The organism is Streptomyces antarcticus, assembly GCF_026627255.1.
GTDB lineage: Bacteria > Actinomycetota > Actinomycetes > Streptomycetales > Streptomycetaceae > Streptomyces > Streptomyces antarcticus.
Genome location: NZ_JAPNLM010000012.1, coordinates 204,421 through 227,506 on the forward strand (window position 1 = coordinate 204,421; position 23,086 = coordinate 227,506).

Below are 23,086 nucleotides of genomic sequence, written 5' to 3' on the forward strand. Positions count from 1 at the left end.
GGATTTCGAGACGGTCACCCTCCGCATGGACGGACCGACTGTCCGCACTGTGACTTTTTCCTGGCCGTCCCCAATTCGGACCAGTGGTCGATCTCGCCTACACTCGGTTCTGTGCCTCGTGGTGATGGACGACTCAACCACGACCTGCTCCCCGGAGAGAAAGGCCCCCAGGACGCTTGCGGCGTCTTCGGTGTCTGGGCTCCGGGTGAAGAGGTCGCCAAGCTCACCTACTTCGGACTGTATGCACTACAGCACCGCGGACAAGAGTCCGCGGGAATCGCTGTGAGCAACGGTTCCCAGATCCTCGTCTTCAAGGACATGGGCCTCGTTTCCCAGGTCTTCGACGAAACCTCTCTCGGCTCGCTCCAAGGTCATATCGCGGTCGGTCACGCCCGCTACTCGACCACCGGGGCCTCCGTCTGGGAGAACGCCCAGCCGACCTTCCGCGCGACCGCCCACGGCTCCATTGCCCTGGGTCACAACGGCAACCTGGTGAACACCGCCGAGCTCGCCGAGATGGTCGCCGACCTCCCCCGTCAGGACGGCCGTGCCACCCAGGTGGCCGCCACGAATGACACCGACCTCGTGACCGCCCTCCTCGCCGGACAGACCGACGACGACGGCAAGCCCCTGACCATCGAGGAGTCGGCCACCAAGGTCCTCCCGAAGGTCAAGGGCGCCTTCTCGCTCGTCTTCATGGACGAGGGGACCCTCTACACCGCCCGTGACCCGCAGGGCATCCGCCCGCTGGTCCTCGGCCGCCTGGACCGCGGCTGGGTGGTCGCGAGCGAGACCGCCGCCCTCGACATCTGCGGCGCCAGCTTCGTCCGCGAGGTCGAGCCGGGCGAACTCATCGCGATCGACGAGAACGGGCTGCGCACCTCGCGCTTCGCGGAAGCAAAGCCCAAGGGCTGTGTCTTCGAGTACGTCTACCTGGCGCGCCCGGACACCGACATCGCCGGCCGGAACGTCTACCTCTCGCGCGTCGAGATGGGCCGCCGCCTGGCGAAGGAAGCCCCGGTCGACGCCGACCTGGTGATAGCGACGCCGGAATCCGGCACGCCCGCCGCCGTCGGATACGCCGAGGCCAGCGGGATCCCGTACGGAGTCGGCCTGGTCAAGAACGCCTACGTCGGCCGGACCTTCATCCAGCCCTCGCAGACGATCCGCCAGCTCGGCATCCGGCTGAAGCTCAACCCCCTCAAGGAAGTCATCCGGGGCAAGCGCCTGGTGGTCGTGGACGACTCGATCGTCCGCGGCAACACCCAGCGCGCCCTGGTCAAGATGCTCCGCGAGGCCGGCGCGGCGGAGGTCCACATCCGGATCTCCTCGCCGCCCGTGAAGTGGCCGTGCTTCTTCGGCATCGACTTCGCGACCCGGGCCGAGCTCATCGCCAACGGCATGACGGTCGACGAGATCGCCACCTCCATGGGCGCGGACTCCCTCTCGTACATCTCGCTCGACGCGATGATCGAGGCGACCACCATCCAGAAGCCCAACCTCTGCCGTGCCTGCTTCGACGGCGAGTACCCGATGGAGCTGCCCGACCCGCAGCTCCTGGGCAAGCAGCTCCTGGAGACCGAGCTCGCCGGCGGCACGGACGCCGCCGACGCGCTCCGCCGCCCGTAGGCCGGATTCCCCTCCGGCCCGCTCCACCTGCGCCGGGCCCTGTCTTTGAGGCTTCTCCCAGGGCCCGGCACCACCCGCAGTAACGACACGAAAGCTCTCTCCTGTCATGACAGAGAAGACCACCGGTGCCAGCTACGCAGCCGCAGGCGTGGACATCGAAGCGGGCGACCGCGCCGTCGAGCTGATGAAGGAGTGGGTGAAGAAGACGCAGCGCCCCGAGGTCCTCGGCGGCCTCGGCGGCTTCGCCGGCCTCTTCGACGCCTCCGCCCTCAAGCGCTACGAGCGCCCGCTGCTGGCCTCCGCCACCGACGGCGTCGGCACCAAGGTCGACATCGCCCGCCAGCTCGGCGTGTACGACACCATCGGCCACGACCTGGTCGCGATGGTCATGGACGACATCGTCGTCTGCGGCGCCGAGCCCCTCTTCATGACCGACTACATCTGCGTCGGCAAGGTGCATCCCGAGCGTGTCGCGGCCATCGTCAAGGGCATCGCCGAGGGCTGCGTCCTCGCCGGCTGCGCCCTGGTCGGCGGCGAGACCGCCGAGCACCCGGGCCTGCTGGGCCCGGACGACTTCGACGTCGCGGGCGCCGGCACCGGTGTCGTGGAATACGACCGCCTCCTGGGAGCCGATCGCATCCGTACGGGGGACGCCGTCATCGCGATGGCCTCGTCCGGCCTTCACTCGAACGGGTACTCGCTGGTCCGGCACGTGCTCTTCGACCGGGCCGGAATGTCCCTGGACCAGGAGATCGCCGAGCTCGGCCGCACCCTCGGCGAGGAGCTGCTGGAGCCCACGAAGATCTACTCGCTGGACTGCCTGGCCCTCACCCGTACGGCCGAGGTGCACGCGTACTCGCACATCACCGGCGGCGGCCTCGCCGCCAACCTGGCCCGGGTCATCCCGGACCACCTGCACGCCACGGTCGACCGTACGACCTGGGCCCCCGGCGCGATCTTCGACCTGGTCGGCAAGGCCGGGCAGGTGGAGCAGCTGGAGCTGGAGAAGACGCTGAACATGGGCGTCGGCATGATGGCCGTCGTACCCGCCGAGTCGGTGGACGTGGCGCTGACCGCGCTGTCCGACCGGGGTGTGGACGCCTGGGTCGCGGGCGAGATCCTGGACCGCGGCGACCGTACCGAGGGCGCGACCCTGACCGGTACCTACGCGAGCTGAGCAGCACCGAAACCCGGCCCGGGGCTACGCCCTGGACCGGGTTTCGGTTTTCTGACCTGCTGTGCCGACGCCGTGGGCGTCAAGCGCCGCGGCGGTGTGCCGACGGACCGGACTCTTCGTCCTCGTCGTCGTCATCGCCGTTGTACCGAGCCGCGTACTGCGCGTACGGGTCGTCTTCGTCATCGTCCTGATCGTCATCGACCTCGACCGGCTCGCTGATAGGCAGCGGCTCCGTCGGCGATGCGCCCAGCTCGTTGGCCAGACGCGAGAGATCAGTCCCGCCGCTGTTGTACTTCAGCTGGCGGGCGACCTTTGTCTGCTTGGCCTTGGCCCGGCCGCGCCCCATGGCTCGACCCCCTCGGTGACGGGGCTCGACGGCCCCAGAGTCTGACACGCGTTCATGGTTCGGAGCGGGCTCTCCGTGGAGAGACCGTCCGTAGGGGTTTAACGGTACCTGCTTCCGCGGCCATACGGTACGCCGCCCGCATGACGCGCCCCGGTGCAGAACCAACGGGGCACCCCGTCCTCGCTGGTCAGCTGCGATTTTAACCCTTTCCTGGCGGGCGACCCGCCGAAGCGCAGTGAGTTCCGTCTCGCCGCGCCCCCGGCGGGCGCCCCCAGGGGTCCCCGGAGGGGTCAGACCGCGCGCGCGGCGCGGGCGTCGGACATCCGCTGCTCGGCGATCCGGTCGGCCGCGGCGGCCGGCGGGATACCGTCCGCCTTCGCACGTGCGAATATGGCGAGGGTGGTGTCGAAGATCTTCGTCGCCTGGGCCTTGCAGCGGTCGAAGTCGAAGCCGCGCAGCTCGTCGGCGACCTGGATCACGCCGCCCGCGTTGACCACGTAGTCCGGGGCGTAGAGGATGCCGCGGTCCGAGAGGTCCTTCTCGATGCCCGTGTGCGCGAGCTGGTTGTTCGCCGCACCGCAGACGATCTTCGCGGTCAGCGCCGGTACCGTCTCGTCGCTCAGGGCCCCGCCGAGCGCGCAGGGGGCGTAGACGTCCAGGCCCGGAACGCGGATCAGCGCGTTCGTGTCCAGGACCGCCGTGACCTTCCCGGGGTGCTTCTCCAGGATCCGGTGCACGGACTCTTCCCGTACGTCCGTGATGACGACCTCGGCGCCGTCCTCCAGCAGGTGCTCCACCAGGTAGTGGCCGACCTTGCCCACACCCGCCACGGCGATCTTGCGGCCGCGCAGGGTCGGGTCGCCCCACAGGTGCTGCGCGCTGGCGCGCATGCCCTGGAAGACACCGAAGGCGGTGAGCACGGAGGAGTCGCCCGCGCCGCCGTTCTCGGGGGAGCGGCCGGTCGCCCAGCGGGTCTCGCGGGCCACGACGTCCATGTCGGCCACGTAGGTGCCGACGTCGCAGGCGGTCACGTAGCGGCCGCCGAGGGACTCCACGAACCGGCCGTAGGCCAGCAGCAGTTCCTCGCTCTTGATACCGCCTTGATCCCTGCCGGCCGGGTCACCGATGATCACGGCCTTGCCGCCGCCGAGGTCGAGACCGGCGAGGGCGTTCTTGTACGACATGCCGCGCGAGAGGTTCAGCGCGTCCTGGACGGCTTCCTCGTCGGAGGCGTACGCGTGGAAGCGCGTACCGCCGAGGGCGGGGCCCAGGGCGGTGGAGTGGATCGCGATGACGGCCTTGAGGCCCGTGGCTCGGTCCTGGCACAGCACGACTTGCTCGTGGCCGCCCTGTTCCGTACGGAACAGGGTGTGCAGGACGCCGTCGGTCATTTCGGTCACGGTGGTGACTCCCATGGAAGAGATGCGGCGGAATGACGCCCGCCCTGCGGGTGGGGGAGGGCGTGCTGGGAGCAGCGTAAGACCTGCGGGGCCCGCTGAGGCGACCTGTCCGGGGATCGGAACCCTCCCGTGGTACGGACCCCCGGCGCGGGGGTTCCGGAGGCCCCCGCGCACCCGTCCGCCACGCCACCGGCGCCCGGGAGGTGAACCCGGCCCCCAAAGGGGGGAGGTAGGAGGGCGTGAGTGAATCCCCCGAGCCCCAGCTGCCCGCCGCCCGCACGGCGCCGACCGTCCCTTACGCCTCCTACCTGCGCGTCTACGAGCCCTTGGCCGCCTTCCCCGAGCCGGAGCGCGCGCACTGGGCCGACTACGCCCGGCGCGGGGTGAGCCCGACGGCCCAGGACGAACTGCGCCGGTCGCTGGCCGACTTGGTACGGGTGCCCGTGGTGGGGGTCCCGGCGCAGGAGAGCGCCGACGCCTTCACGGCGGAGGTCGGCGGGGTGCTGCTGGTCTGCCCGTGGCGCACCCGGCTCCGGGGCTGGCTGGCGCTCCAGGAGCTGGTGGAGTGGTTCCCGCTCCCGGTGCTGGACGCGGCGCTCCCGCCGGACGCGCGCCGCCGGGCGACCGACGACTACGAGCGCTGGCGCGAGCGGAACCCGGACGCGCGCCCGTGGATCCGTACGGGGGTGTGGCAGGTACCGCTGCGCTGGTTCGTACTGGTGGCGGACGAGGAGCGGGAGTACGTGCCGGGCGAGCGGCTGCGCTACCGGACGCCGATGGTGCAGGCGCGCCGGCGGCTCGCGCGGGCCCTGCGGGTCCTGCGGGAGGCGGAGGGGTACGGGATGCTCGCCGACGGCCTGGTGGAGGTCGGCAGCTGGCTGGAGGAGTTCCACCCGGGCTCGATGGTCGAGCTGGACTACGGCGGGCTGCTGCACGCGCTGCCCGCGGACCGGCTGGCGGGAGACCGCTCGGCCCGGGACCTGGCGTCGGGCCTCGACGCGCTGCGGACGGGCGACACCGAGGGCGCGGTCGAGAGGTACGAGGAGCTCGCGGAGCGCTGGAGGGCGGTGCGGGAGAGGCTGTTCGCGAATTAGGCCAGAAATCGCCGGAACGGCTGGATACGACCCCTGGAGGAGGTGCACGTACCGCTGTCTATCGGTCGATCGACCATAAGTGCCTGATCAGGGCCCTGATCGTAAGATTTGGGACGTAGTGCCAGGACCTTCGTCCCGATACGGGCCATTGGCCCAAGCGTGACGGACCGCACTATCTACACCCTTGCGCCCTTCCCCTACCCTCGTGCCAAAATAGGACAAGGAGTCCGGGGAGGGTTCCTTCCGTCCAACTAAGGGTGGAATGCTCGGCATTGCGCTCTACGGGGGGTCTGACGACTCCTGATCGCTCTGTGACTGATCGTCACAGTGGGGTGACTGTCCGTTATGGGACGGTCCATCGGCTTCCGCCGCTGATGAACACCTCGGAGGGCAATTCCGTCGGTTTGGCCCTTGGGGCTGGACGGATGGTGTAGTTGTAGTGCCGAGGACAAGCCGTTCGTCCTATAACCGACTCGGCCCGCGTATGTCCATTTCGGGCACCGCGGGCCAAGGTGCAGAATTTAGAGGAAAGAACCGAGATGGTTCGGTTCTCCCGAGGAGGCCGCTCATGACCGCTCGCACCCCTGATGCCGAGCCGCTGCTGACCCCGGCTGAGGTTGCCACGATGTTCCGCGTGGACCCGAAGACGGTCACCCGCTGGGCCAAGGCTGGCAAGCTCACGTCCATCCGCACCCTGGGTGGACACCGCCGTTACCGCGAGGCTGAGGTCCGCGCACTGCTTGCGGGAATTCCGCAGCAGCGCAGCGAGGCCTGAGGTTCCGCAGCACCCCTGTTTTAACGGGTCGTATTCGGGTCCCCCAATCCGATGAAACCCACTTTGCTTCATGCGACCGAACCTGCCCCAACAGGTTCACCGGTCGTTGATCGCGCTGGACTCCGCCGGGTCCAGCGCGATTTTTTCATGCCCAGTTCAGGGCGGTATCGGGCCGGATCGGGAGCCGCGGAGCAGTAGGTGCCATTGCACATATTAAATCGAGAGCGCGTAGGGGTGCGATAAAAGTACACGTCTCAAAAACCCATACGGTGACTCCCGTCACAGATGATCACTCTTGTACATCCGGCAATGCACCCCGTAAGGGGAGGTCCCGCGCGAAGCGCGTCATGCGAACGGGGGATCCTGCGGCCCGGCCCGGCGCCCCCGGGAGCCGGACGGCGGATGCGCCGCGCGGGACGCCCGGTCCGGGTCCCGCTCCCGGCGGAGCGCGTCCAGCCCGCGGCCGACCGGCCAGGCGCGCGCCTGGGCCGTCGGGGCGCGCGTCCGGGGTGTTGTGGCGCCGGCGGCCGCCGGAGGGCCCCAGGCGGCCGCCCAAGGCCTGCCGCCGGGGTTGCCCCCGCCAACGCGTCAGGGCCCGTATCCCCTGGGGGATACGGGCCCTGACGTCTACTGCGAACCTGACGGGACTTGAACCCGCGACCTCCACCTTGACAGGGTGGCGAGCTAACCAACTGCTCCACAGGTCCTTGCTTTGCCGCCGATCACCTGGCTGCGAAACAGACTGTACAGCAGCTCAAGGGGTGCAGTCGAACCCGATCAGGGGGCCGCGGCGTCCACCGCCTTCACGATCCGCTTGTCGGAGATCGGGTACGCCGTCCCGAGAGCGTGGGCGAAGTAGCTGACCCGCAGTTCCTCGATCATCCAGCGGATGTCGGTGACCGCGGCCGGCACCGGACGGCCCTTCGGCAACTGCTCCAGCAGCCAGGCGTACTCGTCCTGCATCTCGTGGACCTTCTGCATCCGCGTGGTGTCCCGCTGGACGCCCGTCGGCATCTGCTGGAGCCGCCGGTCCACCGCCACCAGGTAGCGCATGAGGTCGCCGAGGCGGCGCAGGCCGGTGAGCGTCACGAAACCGGCCGGCATCAGGCCCGCCAGCTGCGTCTTCACGTCCTGCAGGTTCGCCACGAGGGTCAGGCTGTTCGTGGCCTTGAGCCGGCGCTCGCAGGCCTGCCAGGCGGCCAGCACCTGCTGCACCTGCGCGACCGTGCGGACGGTCGTGTCCACCAGGTCGGCCCGGACGGCCTCGTAGAGCTTGCGGAAGGCCGCCTCGTCCCACGCCGGGCCGCCGTGGTCGGCGATGAGCCGGTCGGTCGCCGCGGTCGCGCAGTCGTCGAACAGCGCCTGGATGGAGCCGTGCGGGTTCCGGGACAGGGCCAGCTTCTGCTGGTTGGTCAGGTGGTCCGAGGCGAACTTCGCCGGGTTCACCGGAATGTTCAGCAGGATCAGCCGCCGGGTCCCCCGCCACATCGCCCGCTGCTGCTCCGCCTCGGTGTCGAAGAGCCGTACGGAGACGGATCCGCCCTCGTCCACCAGCGCCGGGTACGCCTTCACCGGCTGGCCCGCGCGCCGGGTCTCGAAGACCTTGGCCAGCGTGCCGATGGTCCAGTCGGTCAGCCCGGAGCGCTCCACCGACTCCCCGCCCGCGCGCTCGGCGGTCGCCGCGGCGACCTGGGAGAGCGCCTGGCGGGCCTTGGGCCTCAGGCGCAGCCGCAGGGCCTCCAGGTCCTTGTCCTCGGCGAGGTTCTTGCGGCGCTCGTCGACGATCCGGAAGGTGATCTTGAGGTGGTCCGGGATGCGGGTCAGGTCGAAGTCCTCGGCCGCGACCGGCACTCCGACCATCCGATGGAGCTCGCGCGCCAGCGTCACGTGCAGGGGCTCCTGCAGGGGCACGGCGGTGGCCAGGAAGCGGCCCGCGAAGTTGGGCGCGGGCACGTAGTGGCGGCGGACCGGCTTCGGCAGCGAGCGGATCAGCTCGGTGACGACCTCCTCGCGCAGCCCGGGGATCTGCCAGTCGAAGCCCGCGTCGGTGACCTGGTTGAGCACGTGGAGCGGCACGTGCACGGTCACGCCGTCCGCGTCCGCCCCCGGCTCGAACTGGTAGGTCACCCGGAACTTCAGCTGCCCCTGGTGCCAGGAGTCCGGGTAGTCGGCCTTGGTGACCCCGGCGGCCTTCTCCGTCAGCAGCATCTCGCGCTCGAAGTCGAGGAGTTCGGGCTCCTCGTGCTTCTTGTGCTTCCACCACGAGTCGAAGTGCGCGCCCGACACCACGTGGTCGGGGATCTTCTGGTCGTAGAAGTCGAAGAGGGTCTCGTCGTCCACGACGATGTCGCGGCGCCGGGCCCGGTTCTCCAGCTCCTCCACCTCGGTGAGGAGGCGGCGGTTGTCGGCGTAGAACTTGTGGTGGGTCTTCCAGTCGCCCTCGACCAGCGCGTTGCGGATGAACAGCTCGCGCGAGACCTCGGGGTCGATCCGGCCGTAGTTGATCTTCCGCTGGGCGACGATCGGCACGCCGTACAGCGTGACCTTCTCGTACGCCATGACGGCCGCCTGGTCCTTCTCCCAGTGCGGTTCGCTGTACGTGCGCTTGACCAGGTGCTGCGCGAGCGGCTCCACCCACTCCGGCTCCACCTTGGCGTTGACCCGGGCCCACAGCCGCGAGGTCTCCACCAGCTCGGCGGACATCAGGAACTTGGGCTGCTTCTTGAACAGCGCCGAACCGGGGAAGATCGCGAACTTCGCCGACCGCGCACCCAGGTACTCGTTCTTGTCCGTGTCCTTCAGGCCGATGTGCGAGAGCAGCCCGGCCAGCAGCGAGACGTGGACGCTGTGCTCGGGGGCATCGGCCTCGTTGACGTGGATGCCCATGGATCTGGCGACCGTGCGCAGCTGCGAGTAGATGTCCTGCCACTCGCGGATCCGCAGGAAGTTCAGGTACTCCTGCTTGCACATCCGGCGGAACGAGGAGGAGCCGCGCTCCTTCTGCTGCTCGCGGACGTAGCGCCACATGTTCAGGAACGCCAGGAAGTCGCTGGTCTCGTCCTTGAAGCGGGCGTGGTTCTGGTCGGCCTGGGTCTGCTTGTCCGAGGGCCGCTCCCGCGGGTCCTGGATGGACAGGGCGGCCGCGATGACCATGACCTCGCGGACGCAGTTGTTCTTGTCGGCCTCCACCACCATGCGGGCCAGGCGCGGGTCCACGGGCAGCTGGGACAGCTGGCGGCCCATCGGCGTGAGCCGCTGCCCCCTCCCGCCTTCTGCGGAGGACTTCTCGCCCTGCTCCAGCGCGCCGAGCTCCTGGAGCAGCTGGACGCCGTCGCGGATGTTGCGGTGGTCCGGCGGGTCGATGAAGGGGAACTTCTCGATCTCGCCGAGGCCGGCCGCGGTCATCTGCAGGATGACGGAGGCCAGGTTGGTCCGCAGGATCTCGGCGTCCGTGAACTCCGGACGGGAGAGGAAGTCGTCCTCGGAGTAGAGCCGGACGCAGATGCCGTCCGAGGTACGGCCGCAGCGGCCCTTGCGCTGGTTGGCACTGGCCTGCGACACCCGCTCGATGGGGAGGCGCTGCACCTTGGTGCGGTGGCTGTAGCGGGAGATCCGGGCGGTGCCCGGGTCGATCACGTACTTGATGCCCGGGACGGTCAGCGAGGTCTCGGCGACGTTCGTGGCCAGAACGATCCTGCGGCCCGTGTGCTGCTGGAACACCCGGTGCTGCTCGGCGTGCGAGAGGCGCGCGTAGAGGGGGAGGACCTCGGTCAGGCGCAGCTTGCGCTTCTCCAGCGCGTCCGCGGTGTCGCGGATCTCCCGCTCGCCGGAGAGGAAGACCAGGACGTCGCCCGGCCCCTCGGCCTGCAGCTCTTCCACGGCCTCGCAGATCGCGGTGATCTGGTCCCGGTCGCTGTCGTCGCCCTCCTCCTCCAGGAGCGGGCGGTAACGGACCTCCACGGGATACGTGCGACCGCTGACCTCCACGACCGGAGCGTCCCCGAAGTGCCGGGAGAACCGCTGCGGGTCGATGGTCGCCGAGGTGATGATCACCTTGAGGTCGGGACGCTTGGGCAGCAGCGTGGCGAGGTAGCCGAGCAGGAAGTCGATGTTCAGCGACCGCTCGTGCGCCTCGTCGATGATGATCGTGTCGTAGGCGCGCAGCTCGCGGTCTGTCTGGATCTCGGCGAGCAGGATGCCGTCCGTCATCAGCTTCACGAAGGTCGCGTCCTGGTCCACCTGGTCGGTGAACCGGACCTTCCAGCCGACCGTCTGGCCGATCTCGGACTTCAGCTCCTCGGCGATGCGCTCCGCGACCGTGCGGGCCGCGATCCGGCGGGGCTGGGTGTGCCCGATCATGCCCCGGACGCCGCGGCCCAGCTCCATGCAGATCTTGGGGATCTGCGTGGTCTTGCCGGAGCCGGTCTCGCCCGCGACGATCACGACCTGGTGGTCGCGTATCGCCTCGGCGATCTCGTCCTTCTTCTGGCTGACGGGCAGGTTCTCGGGATACGTGACCTCCGGCATCCGCGAGGCGCGCCCGGCGAGCCGCTCGGCGGCCTTCGAGGCCTCCGCGGCGATCTCGTCGAGCACGGCCTGCCGGGCCTCGGGCTTGCGGATACGGCGGGCGCCCTCGAGGCGGCGGCCGAGGCGGTGCGCGTCACGGAGGGAGATCTCACCGAGAAGCGTCTGCAGGGCGGCGAAGGAAGTAGACATACCTGGTCGAGGATCTCACCCGGGGCGGCCGGGTGGCGAACGCATTTGTGCCCCTCCCCGTACCATTTCGGGACGAGTACCCCAGTTGTGTGAGTGAGAGGCAGCCCACCTTGTCCCGCCGTCGCCGTGTGTGGTGCCTCGCGGCAGCCGCGCTCGCGATGCTGCTGGGGGTGCTGGCGGGTCCGCCGGCTGCTGCGGCGCCCGGCCCGGGACCGGCTCCGCTCTCCACCGCGGTCCTCGCGGTGGCTCCGGCTTCCGGCGCGGTCCAGGCGGCCTTCGCGGCGGCCCCCGGCGACCGGGGCCCCGTCTGCGATCCGGGGGCGCCCGGCCACGGCGGCGCCCCCGCCGTCCCGGCGCGCGCCGGGGCCGACCACGCGCAGGCCCCGGCGGCCCGGCCGGCGCCCGAGGAGGCCCGGCCGCACGGCACGGCGCCCGTACGGGTCCCCGTACGCGGGCCCGACCGGCCCGCACCCGGCCCGGTGGAGCTCTCCGTACTGCGGGTCTAGGACCGGTCCCACCGGCCCGCCCCACCACCCCACCCGCAGTCCTGGAGCACCCGCATGTCCTCTTCCGCGTCCTCTTCCTCCCGCAAGCCCCTGCTGTACGCCGCCGGGGTCGCGCTCGCCGCGATCACCCTCGGCCTGGTCTCCTGGCAGGCCACCGCCCCCGCGGACAAGCCCTCCGGCGGGCCCGCGGCAGCCGCCTCCTCGGCGCCCGCGGCCGACTCCGCTGCCGACCCCGCCGCCGCACTGAAGGCGCTCGCCCGCCGCGAGTCCGGCGACGGGCTGGCCGTGGGCCGCGCCGACGCGCCCGTCGTCCTGATCGAGTACTCCGACTTCAAGTGCGGCTACTGCGGCAAGTTCGCCCGCGACGTCGAGCCCGCCCTGGTGAAGAAGTACGTCGAAGACGGCACCCTGCGCATCGAGTGGCGCAACTTCCCGATCTTCGGCGCCGAGTCCGAGACGGCCGCCAGGGCCGCCTGGGCGGCCGGACAGCAGGACCGGTTCGCAGCCTTCCACGCCGCCGCGTACGCAGACGGCTCGAAGGAGAAGGGATTCGGCGAGGCCCGCCTCCTGGAGCTGGCCCGCCAGGCCGGCGTCCCGGACCTGGAGCGCTTCGCACGGGACGCGGCCGGCGAGCAGGCCGCGGCCGCCCTGGCCAAGGACCGGGAGGAGGGGTACTCCATCGGAGTCACCTCCACCCCGTCCTTCCTCGTCAACGGGCAGCCGATCGCGGGCGCCCAGCCGCTGGCCGCCTTCGACGCCGCCATCGCCAAGGCCGGGGCGGCGGCCCGCAAGTGACCGGCATCGGATACCTGGCCGCCCTGCTCGGCGGCCTCCTCGCCCTGCTCAGCCCGTGCAGCGCGCTGCTGCTGCCCGCCTTCTTCGCGTACTCGATCGACTCGGCCTCCCGGCTGCTGGCCCGGACGGGGATCTTCTACGCGGGCCTGGCCAGCACCCTCGTACCCCTGGGCGCGGCCGGCTCGTACGCGGGCCGGTTCTTCCACGGCAACCGCGACGCGCTGGTCCTCGCCGGCGGCTGGCTGATCATCGCCCTCGGCCTCGCCCAGATCCTCGGCCTCGGCTTCGCCTCCCGGCGCGTTTCCGAGCTGTCCGGGAGGATCCGGCCGACCACCGCCCTGTCGGTGTACGCGCTCGGCGCGGTGTACGGACTGGCCGGCTTCTGCGCCGGGCCGATCCTCGGCAGCGTCCTGACGGTGGCGGCGGTCAGCGGCAGCCCCGTCTACGGCGGCCTGCTGCTGGCGGTCTACGCCCTGGGGATGGCCGTACCGCTGTTCGTGCTGGCCCTGCTCTGGGAGCGGTTCGACCTCGGCCGGCGGCGCTGGCTGCGCGGGCGGGCCTTCACGGCGGGCCGCTTCGAACTGCACACGTCCTCGCTGCTGTCCGGGCTGTTCTTCATCACCCTGGGCGCGCTGTTCCTCGCCTACGACGGGGCGGGCGCGCTGCCGGGGCTGCTGGACGTCGACGACTCGTTCGCGGTGGAGCAGCGGGTCCGCTCGCTGGCCGGCGCGGTCCCGGACCGGGTGCTGCTCGGGCTGGTCGCGGTCGGGGCGGTCGCCGTGGGCCTGACCCGGTGGCGCCGCCGGGCGCGGCCGGCGGCCGGTACCGCCGGAGCGGTCGGGGCCGCCGAGGGGGAGTAACGGCGAAGGCCCCGTCCGATGGACGGGGCCTTCTTGTGGTGGCTGGGGCCGGGGTCGAACCGGCGACCTATCGCTTTTCAGGCGATCGCTCGTACCAACTGAGCTACCCAGCCACGAAACCGTTTCCGGCTTCAGCGAACCTGACGGGACTTGAACCCGCGACCTCCACCTTGACAGGGTGGCGAGCTAACCAACTGCTCCACAGGTCCTTGCATTGTGCGAGAACAAGTCTCGCACATGGTGTTGCGTACCCCCAACGGGATTCGAACCCGTGCTACCGCCTTGAAAGGGCGGCGTCCTGGGCCACTAGACGATGAGGGCTAAAGGCCCGCCGGGCGCTTCTCAGCGCGTCGGGGACGTGAGAAGCATATGGGATCCGGGGAGCTATCGCCAAAACGGTTTCCTCCGGAGGGACAATGGGCCGGTGCTGGAGATGACGCGCGAGGAGTTCGAAGAGCTCGTCGCAGAGGCCCTGGACCGCATCCCGCCGGAGCTCACGCGGCTGATGGACAACGTGGCGGTGTTCGTCGAGGACGAACCTCCCGCCGACGACCCCGAACTGCTGGGGCTCTACGAGGGGACCCCGCTCACGGACCGCGGCGAGTGGTACGCCGGGGTGCTGCCCGACCGGATCACCATCTACCGCAACCCCACGTTGCGGATGTGCGAGGACCGGGAGAGCGTGGTGGCCGAGACGGAGGTCACCGTGGTGCACGAGATCGCCCACCACTTCGGGATCGACGACGACCGCCTGCACGAGCTGGGCTACGGGTGACCCGGCCGGTCCCCGGCGGTGACGGCGGCCCGGTCGACCCCGACGTCGACCTGCACGTGCCGGCCCAGCGCACCGAGCCGCAGGGCCGGGTCCTCGCGGCCGTGGCGGCGGGCGGGGCGGCCGGGGCGTCGGCGCGGTACGGGATCGGACTGCTGTGGCCGTCCGGGCCCGGGGCCTTCCCGTGGGCGACCTTCTGGGTCAACGCGGCCGGCTGCGCGCTGATCGGCGTACTGATGGTGCTGATCGGCGAGGACCGCGAGGACCGCGAGGACCGCGAGGACGACGAGGGCAGCCGTACGGGGCGCCCGCTGGTGCGGGCCTTCGCCGGGGTCGGGGTGCTCGGCGGCTTCACCACCTTCTCCGCGTACGCCCTGGACTTCTCGCGGCTGCTGGACGAGGGGGAGGCGGGGACCGCGCTGGCGTACGCCGGGCTCACCGTCGTGGCCGCGCTCGGCGCCGTGTGGGGGGCGGCCGCGCTGACCCGGCGCGCGGTCGGGGGGCGCGGGTGAACTGGCTGCTGGTGGTGGCGGGCGCGGTCGTCGGTGCGCCGCTGCGGTACCTGACCGACCGCGCGGTGCAGGCGCGGCACGGCACGCTCTTCCCCTGGGGCACCTTCACGGTCAACGCGGCCGCCTGCCTGGTGCTCGGCGCGCTGGCCGGGGCGGCGTTGGCCGGGGCCTCCTCCTCGCGGCTGGACCTGCTGCTGGGGACCGGGCTGTGCGGGGCGCTGAGCACGTACTCGACGTTCTCGTACGAGACGCTGCGGCTGGCCGAGCGCGGCCGGACCTTCCTGGCCGCGGCGAACGTGGGCGCTTCGGTGCTGGTGGGGCTGGGCGCCGTGCACCTCGGGTCGCAGGTGGCGCGGCAGCTGTTCGCCTGACGGCGCGGCGGTTCGCGCGCAGCGGGTGCGCGCGGGGGCGTGTCCCTCGCGGGTCAAAGGGAGTTGGGCACATTGACCCGCACATGCGGACTGCTCATCACCTCATCACCCATGCTCCGGAGGTGCCCCGTGCGCCAGTTGTCCGCATCCCTCCGCCTGGCCGCCGCCGCGCTCGCGGTCGCGGCCTCGGCGGGCTGCATGAGCGTCGGCGAGGACGCCGCCGAACCCGGTCCCTCCTCCTCGGCCGACCGCGGCGGCGCCGCGTCGGGCGGCTCCTCCGGCACCGGACGCGGTGCGGGGATCCACGGCAACGGGCAGGGCGTCAAGGACGGTACGGGGACCCGCGACGGCAAGGCCAAGGAGGACGGCAAGGCCTCCGGCGCGACCGGGGCCACCCCGAGTCCGGGCGCCCCGAGCGGCCCGCCGGGGGCGCCCTCGCCGTCGGCGGGACCCGGAGGCGGCGCGGGCGGCCAGGGCCCCCAGGAGCCCCCGCCGGGCGGCTCGGGCGGAACCGTCGGCGGCGGCTCGGGCGGCGGCTCGGGCGGCGGCCAGCCGCCGGCCAGCCCGCCGCCGGAGCCCCCGCCGCCGACGCCCCCTGTGACGGAACCCACTCCGTCGCCGCCGCCCCAGCCGACCCCGGAACCGGAGCCCAGCACCCAGCCCCAGCCGCAGGTGTAGTCGGCGCGGACCCCCTGCCGACGTGTCGGCAGGGGGTCCGGGGAGCGGGGATCGTCGCAGGTCAGGGCGGTGTTTGGTGGAGTGACTTGCCAGACCCGGGGGAGGGTGCGTATGGTTATAGATCGTTTGATCCCATTGCCCGGCGCCGACTCCGAAGAGCGCCGTGTGGCGCGTACTCTCCCCAACCGTGGCTGACCGCATTGAGGCGGTCGATTTGCGATTCACGGAGTTTGGGCGCGTGCCGAGACTCCGGAAGGTTTCGCATTTCGTATGTCCATTTCCAGTTCTGACCGTTCCGTCATGCCCGAGAACGACTCCAACGAGATCGTCGACGCCGAGGCCCTCGTGGTCACCGAAGCCATTGAGGCCATCGAGGCGGACGAGATCATCGAGGCCCTCGAGGCCGACGTGAGCAACGCCGACGTCAACACCAACGACGAGTCCGACGAGTCCGACGAGTCCCTCGAGGATTCCGCCGCCGACTTCGACGACGACAGCGACGACGACGCTGACGCCGAGCCCACGCTCACCTTCAGCGACCTCGGTCTGCCGGACGGCATCGTGCGCAAGCTCGCCCAGAACGGCGTCACCGCGCCCTTCCCGATCCAGGTCGCGACCATCCCGGACGCCCTGGCCGGCAAGGACATCCTCGGCCGCGGCCGCACCGGCTCCGGCAAGACCCTCTCCTTCGGTCTGCCGACCCTGGCCTCGCTGGCCGGCGGCCACACCGAGAAGAAGAAGCCCCGCGCGATCATCCTCACGCCGACGCGTGAGCTGGCGATGCAGGTGGCGGACGCCCTCCAGCCGTACGGCGACGTGCTCGGCCTGAAGATGAAGGTCGTCTGCGGCGGTACCTCCATGAGCAACCAGATCTTCGCTCTGGAGCGCGGTGTCGACGTCCTCGTCGCCACCCCGGGCCGTCTGCGCGACATCATCAACCGCGGTGCCTGCTCCCTGGCGAACGTCCAGGTCGCGGTCCTCGACGAGGCCGACCAGATGGCCGACCTGGGCTTCCTGCCCGAGGTCACCGAGCTGCTCGACCAGATCCCCGGCGGCGGCCAGCGCATGCTCTTCTCCGCCACCATGGAGAACGAGATCGGCACCCTGGTCAAGCGCTACCTGACCAACCCCGTCACGCACGAGGTCGACAGCGCCCAGGGCAACGTCACGACCATGACGCACCACGTCCTCGTCGTGAAGCCGAAGGACAAGGCGCCGGTCACGGCCGCCATCGCCGCCCGCAAGGGCCGCACGATCATCTTCGTCCGTACCCAGCTGGGCGCCGACCGCATCGCCGAGCAGCTCGTCGAGTCCGGCGTGAAGGCCGACGCGCTGCACGGCGGCATGACGCAGGGTGCCCGTACCCGCGTCCTCGCCGACTTCAAGGACGGCTACGTCAACGCGCTCGTCGCCACCGACGTCGCCGCCCGCGGCATCCACGTCGACGGCATCGACCTGGTCCTGAACGTGGACCCGGCCGGCGACCACAAGGACTACCTGCACCGCTCGGGCCGTACCGCCCGCGCCGGCAAGTCCGGTGTCGTCGTGTCGCTGGCGCTTCCGCACCAGCGCCGCCAGATCTTCCGCCTGATGGAGGACGCGGGCGTCGACGCCACGCGCCACATCGTCCAGGGCGTCGGCGCCTTCGACCCGGAGGTCGCCGAGATCACCGGTGCGCGTTCGCTCACCGAGGTCCAGGCCGACTCCGCGAACAACGCCGCCAAGCAGGCCGAGCGCGAGGTCGCCGAGCTCACCAAGCAGCTCGAGCGCCTGACCCGCCGTGCCGGCGAGCTGCGCGAGGAGGCCGACCGCCTGGTCGCCCGCTCCGCCCGTGAGCGCGGCGAGGACCCGGAGGCCGCTGTCGCCGAGGTGGCCGAGGCCGCCGAGGCCGAGGTCGCGGCTGCCGCCGCTGCCGCCGCCGCCGAACTGGCCGCGCAGGAGCGCCGCGAGGAGCAGCGCGCCCAGCGTGACGACCGCGGCAACTTCGAGCGCCGTGACAACCGCGGTGGCGACCGCGGTGGTGACCGTGGCGGCTTCCGCGGCGGTGACCGTGACAACCGTGGCGGCGACCGCGGTGGTGACCGTGGCGGCTTCCGCCGCGACGACCGCGGTGGTGACCGCGGCGGCCGTCCGTCCGGTGGCTTCAACCGTGACGACCGTGGTGGCGACCGTCCGTCCGGCGGCTTCCGCCGCGACGACCGTCCGTCCGGTGGCTTCCGTTCCGGCGGCGACCGTCCGACCGGTGGTGGCTTCCGCCGTGACGACCGCCCCTCGGGTGGCTTCAACCGCGATGACCGTGGTGGCGACCGTCCGTCCGGTGGCTTCCGTTCCGGCGGCGACCGTCCGTCCGGTGGCTTCCGTCGCGACGACCGCCCCTCGGGTGGCTTCAACCGTGACGACCGTGGTGGCGACCGTCCGTCCGGTGGCTTCCGCCGTGACGACCGCCCCTCGGGTGGCTTCAACCGCGATGACCGTGGTGGCGACCGTCCGTCCGGTGGCTTCCGTTCCGGCGGCGACCGTCCGACCGGCAACGGCACCTTCCGCCGCGACGACCGTCCGACCGGTGGCAGCTTCCGCCGCGACGACCGTCCGTCCTCCGGTGGCTTCCGCGCCGGTGGCGCCGGCGACCGTCCGTACGGCCGCCGCGACGACAACCGCCCGTCCGGCTCCGGCTCGACCGGTTCCACGGGTTCCTTCGGTGGCCGCCGCGACGACAAGCCGCGCTGGAAGCGCAACGGCTGATCCCGGCCCCCGCTCGGCCTACCGGCTGAACTGAGCGCCTGACAGGGCCCCTACGACATCGTCGTAGGGGCCCTGTCGCGTCCGCGGCCCCTGCCCCGGCCGACGGCCGACAGGCCGGGCACCCGATACCCGATCGGCTGACCGGCGCTGTCCGGCTATGCTCTGGGGTGAGCGCGTGGAGGGCCATTAGCTCAATTGGCAGAGCAGCGGACTTTTAATCCGTTGGTTGTCGGTTCGAGTCCGACATGGCCTACTTGTCGCAGCGTCAGCTGGGACGTTCTGACGTGCTCGTTCTGTGGCCCGCCCGGGATCCTCCGGGCGGGCCACAGCGCTGTGTACGGGCCCGCGACGCGGCGATGCCGCGGGGGAGTTCCCGACAGCCGTGCTTTTCAACGCTGTTCGGGCGAGGCCCAGGGGCGCGAAAGCGTCTGCGCATTCCCTGGAAAGGCCGGCCTTTGGGGCAGTTGCAGGGCTCTGACCTGCGGTGATGGCTCTCTTTGGGGCTGCCGGGAGGTTAATTGGCCGGGGCTTCCCCCCTGATGGCGTAGAGTTGTGTTTACCGACGCGGGGTGGAGCAGCTCGGTAGCTCGCTGGGCTCATAACCCAGAGGTCGTAGGTTCAAATCCTGCCCCCGCTACTCAGTACGAAGGCCCGGTTCCCCTTGGGGAGCCGGGCCTTCGTCGTGTCCCCCGGCCTGTCGTGCCGTCACCCGGTCGGCCGCCGCCGGGTCGCCCAGGAGGTAACCGGGCGCCAGCCTTGAGGGGGAGGCGGCGGCGGTCCGCACCCGTGCGAGGACCGGGCGGCAGGAGAGCGGCGTGGCGGGGCTGGGCCAGCGGGTCGGCGGGGAGCGCGCGGGCGGTGCCGGGAACGGCGCGGGCGGTGCCGGGAACGGCGTGGCGCGCCGGGTCGTCCGGGTCCTGCCGGGTGCGCTGATCGCGCTCGGGCTCTTCTTCGACGTGATGACCCCGCCCAGCTTCACCGGGTCCCCCTTCTTCACGGCGGCTCCGCTGATCGCGGCGCCGCTGTTCAGTTTCCGGGCCACGGCGCTGACCGGGGCCCTGGCCTCGCTCGCGGTGATCCTGCTGCACATCCACAACGGCACCACCTGGAAGGTGGAGGCGATGACCGAGCTGGCCACCGTCCTGACCGTGTCCGGGCTGGCGCTCCTGATCAACCGGGTGGTGCGGCGCAGCGGGGAGCGGCTCGCCTCTGCCCGCGAGATCGCCGAGGCCGCGCAGCGGGCGGTGCTGCCGACGCCCGCCGAGCGGATCGGCGGCCTGCACGTCAGCGCCGCGTACGAGGCCGCGCAGGCCGACGCCTTCATCGGCGGGGACCTGTACGCCGTCCAGGACACCCCGTACGGGGTGCGGCTGGCGGTGGGGGACGTACGGGGGAAGGGGCTGGGGGCGGTGGAGGCCGTCGCCGTGGTGCTGGGCGCCTTCAGGGAGGCGGCGGAGAGCGAGCCGACGCTGGAGGGCGTCGCGCAGCGGCTCGAGCGGGCGCTGGCCCGGGAGGGCACCCGGCGGGACAGCCTGGACGCGGTGGAGGGGTTCACGACGTGCGTGCTCGGTGAGATCCCCCCGGGGGCGGAAGTGCTGCGGCTGGTGAACCGGGGCCACCCCGAGCCGCTGCTGCTGCACGCGGACGGGAGGCTGGCCGTCCTCGCCCCGGCGGTCCCGGCCCTGCCGCTCGGCATGGGCGAACTCGGGGGATGGCCGGACCAGGCGCAGGAGTGGGCCTTCCCGGCGGGAACCACGCTGCTGCTGTTCACGGACGGCCTGACCGAGGCCCGGGACGGCGCGGGGGTCTTCTACGAACCGGCGGAGCGGCTGCGGGGGCGGGTCTTTCCCGGGCCCGACGCGTTGCTCAGCGCACTCGGCAGCGATGTGCGCCGGCATACGGGCGGCGGGGCGACGGACGACATGGCCCTGCTCGCGGTGGGACGCCCGGCGCAGGGGCAGCCGGAGCGGCGGCGGACCGTCCAGGTGGTGCCGCGGGACGACTGGGTGTGACCGTCTGTGTTCGAAGAGGAGCTCTCCGCAAGTTGCGTGACGAACCGTCATGTCGCGTCTGTGGCTGGAGGGGTGCCGGAATCGGTAGGTTTTTGCGGCTGTTGATCCGCTTCTGTGGCCAAAAGGGCTGGCCAAAGCTACTCGGTGAGTGGCTGATTGGTGCGAACGATCAATCGCAACAGCTTGGAATCACTCCCCTTCGTCTATTACCGTTCGATAACGCAGCGCGGTCGTCGCGGCCGTCGCAAGAGACGGCGCCGTGCGTGTGTTCGCCATGAGGAGTGTGCCCCGGTGGCCTCCAACCTGCCTGCTCCCGAAGGCACCGAGATCCAGGAGCAGCCCACCGCGGGTGCCTGGGGCGAGTGGAATCCCACCGAGGACTCGGTCCGGCCGGTCCGCGGCAAGCACCGGGTGGCCAGGCAGCGCGGCGGACTCGCCCGCAGCTCCACCGTGCTGGGCGTCGGCGTCATAGCGGCGGTCGGCGCGGGCGGCATCGCCACGGCGCAGGACCGGCCCCAGGTCGCGATATCCCTGCCCTCGCTGTCGGACGTGATGGAGACGGGATCCTCCGGCGACAACGCGCGCCGGGCGGACGGCGGTTCCAGTGAGGCGGCCGCCGCGGCCGCCGGCAGCGGGATCATCCCGCGTCAGGCGGACCGGGGCACCGACGCCGGAGAGGTGCTGCGCAACCGCATCCTCCAGCAGGCCGAGTCCCAGCAGGACGCCGCCGAGGCGCAAGTCCGGGCCGAGGCCGAGCGGATCGCCCAGGAGGCCGCCGCCCAGGAGGCCAAGGACAAGCGCGAGGACGCCCGCAAGGTCGCGGAGGAGGCGGCCGCCGAGGCCGAGGCGAAGACCGCCCGGGAAGCGGCGCAGGCCCGCGAAGCCGCGGAGGCCAAGGCCGAGCAGGCGGCGCAGGCCGAGCGGGAGCGCGTCGCCAAACCGTCCGGCGCCTACTCCCTGCCCACGTCCGCGTACACCCTCACCTCGCGCTACGGGGCCTCCGGCTCGATGTGGTCCTCCGGGCACCACACCGGTCTCGACTTCGCCGCCCCGACCGGCACTCCGGCCAAGGCCGTGGCCGCGGGGAAGATCGTCTCGGCCGGCTGGTCGGGCGCGTACGGCTACCGGATCGTGCTGGAGCTGGAGGACGGTACGGAGGTCTGGTACTGCCACCTGTCCTCGATGTCCGTGACCTCGGGCTCCGTCGCCGCCGGCGAGACCATCGGCCGTGTCGGCGCCACCGGCAACGTGACCGGCCCCCACCTCCACCTGGAAGTGCGTACGGGCGGATCGACGGTGGACCCGATGGCGTGGCTGAACTCCAAGGGCCTGAAGGTCTAGAGCCTCCCTGGCCCTACGGCCCCGGGACGGGCCTGGTCCGTCCCTCCGCGAAGGGCGGCCTCGGACCCGGTACGCCCGCCCCGCCTGTCGTGCCCGGTACGCCCGTCACGCCGGCCCGTGCGGGCGTACCCGCGGCGGCCGTCGGTCCGGGCCGGTGCGCCGCGTCGTACGAGGGCGGCAGCAGCTCCTCCATGAGCGCCGCCCGGGCCAGCGCGGGTCCCGCCGTCGCCCGGCGCTGCCAGAGCCGGTGCAGCAGTTCCCGCTCCCGTCCGGCGAAGTCCGCGTGCCCCGGCGGGCCCCCGCGGCGGGCCCGGTTGCGGAGCAGTGCCAGAGCGGCCGCGTCCGCCTCGTACCGGGCGACCGCCCGTCCGGCGGCCCGGCCCCCACTGCGCCGGGCCAGGGAGCGGGCCAACGCCCGGGCGGGCATGGAGGCCAGGGCCGGGACCTCGGCGGGAGCGAGCCAGCCCGCGGCCGCGTACACGGCGAGCTCCCCGGCGACGGCGCGGAGCCGGCGCCGCCGTATCCGTACGGCCAACCACACCAGCAGCCCGAACACCGGGGCCATCACGCAGCCGTAGATCACGTAGAACCCGTACTCCCCGAACCGCGAGGAGCCGTTCCACAGCGCGTGCAGGCCCATGGCGGACGCCAGCCCGAGGAGCGGCAGAACCACCCGGGACGCGCGGCGGGAGGCGAGGGCGGCGGCGCCGAAGCCGAGGCCGGTCAGCACGGTGAACAGCGGGTGCGCGAACGGCGACAGCACCACGCGGACGAAGAAGGTCGCCGCGGTGACCGAGTCGAGCACGGGGGTGCCGTGGGCGAGGTCCTCGTCGAAGGCGTTGCCGAGGTAGAGGATGTTCTCGGTGAAGGCGAAGCCGGTGGCGGTGAAGCCGGCCACGACGAAACCGTCGGCGGGGCCGGTGAAGTGCCGTCTGCGGAACACGAACACCAGTAGCAGGGCGGCCGCCTTGGCGCTCTCCTCCACCACCGGGGCGATCGCCACGGAGCCGAGCTGGTCGGCGTCGGAGGGGTCGGCGGTGGCAGCGGCTATCCACTGGGTGGCGAAGCTGTTGGCCAGTATGGCGATCAGCGCGGCGGTGCAGGCGCCCCAGCCGAAGCAGAACAGCAGCTGGGGCCGGGGTGCGGGCGCGGCCCGCCCCAGCCACCGGAAGGCCGCCAGGAGCGGCGGCACCGGCACCAGGGCCAGACCGAGGCCGACGAGGAAGCCGCGCGTACCGGTCTGCTCCCGCACGAGTTCGAGGATCGAGATCCCGGTGACGGCGAGCAGGACGACGAGCACGCTCGTGCGGACCGCGCCCGACGGACGTGCGAGCACACGGGGGAGCGCTCGGAACACGCC

General features: G+C 71.6%; 18 protein-coding genes and 6 tRNA genes. 16 read left to right on the top strand and 8 right to left on the bottom strand.

Annotation, left to right across the window (positions count from 1 at the left end; genetic code table 11):
• The first annotated feature begins 111 nt into the window (after positions 1–111).
• Positions 112–1,629, top strand: a complete 1,518-nt coding sequence (gene purF / locus OTB16_RS20085) for an amidophosphoribosyltransferase (RefSeq protein ID WP_267721639.1) — start codon at positions 112–114, stop codon at positions 1,627–1,629.
• Between the two features lie 106 nt (positions 1,630–1,735).
• Positions 1,736–2,806 (top strand): phosphoribosylformylglycinamidine cyclo-ligase, encoded by a 1,071-nt coding sequence (gene purM, locus OTB16_RS20090; RefSeq protein WP_267721641.1) that lies wholly within the window; start codon positions 1,736–1,738, stop codon positions 2,804–2,806.
• Positions 2,807–2,885: 79 nt separating this feature from the next.
• Here the strand turns inward: purM and OTB16_RS20095 are convergent, their stop codons facing one another.
• Positions 2,886–3,152, bottom strand: coding sequence for a DUF3073 domain-containing protein (locus OTB16_RS20095; RefSeq protein WP_267721643.1), 267 nt, complete (start codon positions 3,150–3,152; stop codon positions 2,886–2,888).
• A gap of 290 nt (positions 3,153–3,442) precedes the next feature.
• Positions 3,443–4,552, bottom strand: coding sequence for a Leu/Phe/Val dehydrogenase (locus OTB16_RS20100; protein ID WP_324290860.1), 1,110 nt, complete (start codon positions 4,550–4,552; stop codon positions 3,443–3,445).
• Positions 4,553–4,791: 239 nt separating this feature from the next.
• Between OTB16_RS20100 and OTB16_RS20105 the strand changes: the two genes are divergently transcribed.
• Positions 4,792–5,646 carry a DUF8083 family protein gene (locus OTB16_RS20105; RefSeq protein ID WP_267721644.1) on the top strand — a complete coding sequence of 285 codons (855 nt, stop codon included), beginning with the start codon at positions 4,792–4,794 and terminating at the stop codon, positions 5,644–5,646.
• Between the two features lie 568 nt (positions 5,647–6,214).
• Positions 6,215–6,421 (top strand): developmental transcriptional regulator BldC, encoded by a 207-nt coding sequence (gene bldC, locus OTB16_RS20110; protein WP_003949541.1) that lies wholly within the window; start codon positions 6,215–6,217, stop codon positions 6,419–6,421.
• A 633-nt stretch (positions 6,422–7,054) separates the two neighbouring features.
• Here bldC and OTB16_RS20115 read toward each other — a convergent pair.
• Both OTB16_RS20115 and hrpA read right to left on the bottom strand, forming a co-directional pair.
• Positions 7,055–7,128 (bottom strand) — tRNA-Asp (locus OTB16_RS20115).
• A gap of 70 nt (positions 7,129–7,198) precedes the next feature.
• The gene (gene hrpA / locus OTB16_RS20120) at positions 7,199–11,137 is read right to left on the bottom strand and encodes an ATP-dependent RNA helicase HrpA (protein ID WP_267721645.1); all 3,939 of its coding nucleotides are present in this window, start codon (positions 11,135–11,137) and stop codon (positions 7,199–7,201) included.
• A gap of 89 nt (positions 11,138–11,226) precedes the next feature.
• Here hrpA and OTB16_RS20125 point away from each other — a divergent pair, with 89 nt between their 5' ends.
• Genes OTB16_RS20125 through OTB16_RS20135 form a run of 3 tightly spaced genes read left to right on the top strand, consistent with a single transcriptional unit; the run spans position 11,227 to position 13,298 of the window.
• Positions 11,227–11,643: a hypothetical protein gene (locus OTB16_RS20125; protein ID WP_267721646.1), complete on the top strand. Its 417-nt coding sequence runs from the start codon at positions 11,227–11,229 to the stop codon at positions 11,641–11,643.
• A gap of 54 nt (positions 11,644–11,697) precedes the next feature.
• Complete coding sequence (locus OTB16_RS20130; protein ID WP_267721647.1) at positions 11,698–12,438, top strand: DsbA family protein; 741 nt, start codon at positions 11,698–11,700, stop codon at positions 12,436–12,438.
• Entirely contained in the window at positions 12,435–13,298 is an 864-nt protein-coding gene (locus tag OTB16_RS20135) for a cytochrome c biogenesis CcdA family protein (RefSeq protein WP_267721648.1), read from the top strand. Before OTB16_RS20130 ends, OTB16_RS20135 begins: the two co-directional genes overlap by 4 nt.
• Before the next feature lie 36 nt (positions 13,299–13,334).
• On the opposite strand, the gene OTB16_RS20140 is transcribed toward OTB16_RS20135, so the two are convergent.
• The 3 genes from OTB16_RS20140 to OTB16_RS20150 all read right to left on the bottom strand — a co-directional run bounded on the left by OTB16_RS20140 (position 13,335) and on the right by OTB16_RS20150 (position 13,619).
• Positions 13,335–13,411, bottom strand: a tRNA-Phe gene (locus OTB16_RS20140).
• 22 nt (positions 13,412–13,433) lie between these two features.
• Positions 13,434–13,507 (bottom strand) — tRNA-Asp (locus OTB16_RS20145).
• Between the two features lie 39 nt (positions 13,508–13,546).
• Positions 13,547–13,619, bottom strand: a tRNA-Glu gene (locus OTB16_RS20150).
• Between the two features lie 103 nt (positions 13,620–13,722).
• Between OTB16_RS20150 and OTB16_RS20155 the strand changes: the two genes are divergently transcribed.
• The 9 genes from OTB16_RS20155 (at position 13,723) to OTB16_RS20195 (ending at position 21,726) form a co-directional block, all read left to right on the top strand.
• Positions 13,723–14,073, top strand: a complete 351-nt coding sequence (locus tag OTB16_RS20155) for a metallopeptidase family protein (RefSeq protein ID WP_266935388.1) — start codon at positions 13,723–13,725, stop codon at positions 14,071–14,073.
• Positions 14,070–14,582, top strand: a complete 513-nt coding sequence (locus tag OTB16_RS20160; RefSeq protein WP_267721649.1) for a fluoride efflux transporter FluC — start codon at positions 14,070–14,072, stop codon at positions 14,580–14,582. Before OTB16_RS20155 ends, OTB16_RS20160 begins: the two co-directional genes overlap by 4 nt.
• Positions 14,579–14,953: a fluoride efflux transporter CrcB gene (gene crcB, locus OTB16_RS20165; RefSeq protein WP_267721651.1), complete on the top strand. Its 375-nt coding sequence runs from the start codon at positions 14,579–14,581 to the stop codon at positions 14,951–14,953. Before OTB16_RS20160 ends, crcB begins: the two co-directional genes overlap by 4 nt.
• Positions 14,954–15,091: 138 nt before the next feature.
• Positions 15,092–15,631 (top strand): hypothetical protein, encoded by a 540-nt coding sequence (locus OTB16_RS20170; protein ID WP_420717753.1) that lies wholly within the window; start codon positions 15,092–15,094, stop codon positions 15,629–15,631.
• A 270-nt stretch (positions 15,632–15,901) separates the two neighbouring features.
• Positions 15,902–18,373 carry a DEAD/DEAH box helicase gene (locus tag OTB16_RS20175; protein ID WP_267721653.1) on the top strand — a complete coding sequence of 824 codons (2,472 nt, stop codon included), beginning with the start codon at positions 15,902–15,904 and terminating at the stop codon, positions 18,371–18,373.
• A 180-nt stretch (positions 18,374–18,553) separates the two neighbouring features.
• Positions 18,554–18,626 (top strand) — tRNA-Lys (locus OTB16_RS20180).
• Between the two features lie 310 nt (positions 18,627–18,936).
• A tRNA-Met gene (locus tag OTB16_RS20185) sits at positions 18,937–19,010 on the top strand.
• Between the two features lie 187 nt (positions 19,011–19,197).
• Positions 19,198–20,385 carry a PP2C family protein-serine/threonine phosphatase gene (locus tag OTB16_RS20190; protein WP_420717756.1) on the top strand — a complete coding sequence of 396 codons (1,188 nt, stop codon included), beginning with the start codon at positions 19,198–19,200 and terminating at the stop codon, positions 20,383–20,385.
• Between the two features lie 291 nt (positions 20,386–20,676).
• Positions 20,677–21,726 carry a M23 family metallopeptidase gene (locus OTB16_RS20195; RefSeq protein WP_420717754.1) on the top strand — a complete coding sequence of 350 codons (1,050 nt, stop codon included), beginning with the start codon at positions 20,677–20,679 and terminating at the stop codon, positions 21,724–21,726.
• Positions 21,727–21,739: 13 nt separating this feature from the next.
• On the opposite strand, the gene OTB16_RS20200 is transcribed toward OTB16_RS20195, so the two are convergent.
• Positions 21,740–23,083 carry a PrsW family intramembrane metalloprotease gene (locus OTB16_RS20200; protein ID WP_267721654.1) on the bottom strand — a complete coding sequence of 448 codons (1,344 nt, stop codon included), beginning with the start codon at positions 23,081–23,083 and terminating at the stop codon, positions 21,740–21,742.
• Between the last annotated feature and the right edge of the window lie 3 nt (positions 23,084–23,086).

Coding starts and splice junctions, on each gene's coding strand:
- OTB16_RS20095 (WP_267721643.1), bottom strand. CDS start 3,152: ATGGGGCGCGGCCGGGCCAAGGCCAAGCAGACAAAGGTCGCCCGCCAG.
- OTB16_RS20130 (WP_267721647.1), top strand. CDS start 11,698: ATGTCCTCTTCCGCGTCCTCTTCCTCCCGCAAGCCCCTGCTGTACGCC.
- purM (WP_267721641.1), top strand. CDS start 1,736: ATGACAGAGAAGACCACCGGTGCCAGCTACGCAGCCGCAGGCGTGGAC.
- OTB16_RS20175 (WP_267721653.1), top strand. CDS start 15,902: ATGTCCATTTCCAGTTCTGACCGTTCCGTCATGCCCGAGAACGACTCC.
- hrpA (WP_267721645.1), bottom strand. CDS start 11,137: ATGTCTACTTCCTTCGCCGCCCTGCAGACGCTTCTCGGTGAGATCTCC.
- bldC (WP_003949541.1), top strand. CDS start 6,215: ATGACCGCTCGCACCCCTGATGCCGAGCCGCTGCTGACCCCGGCTGAG.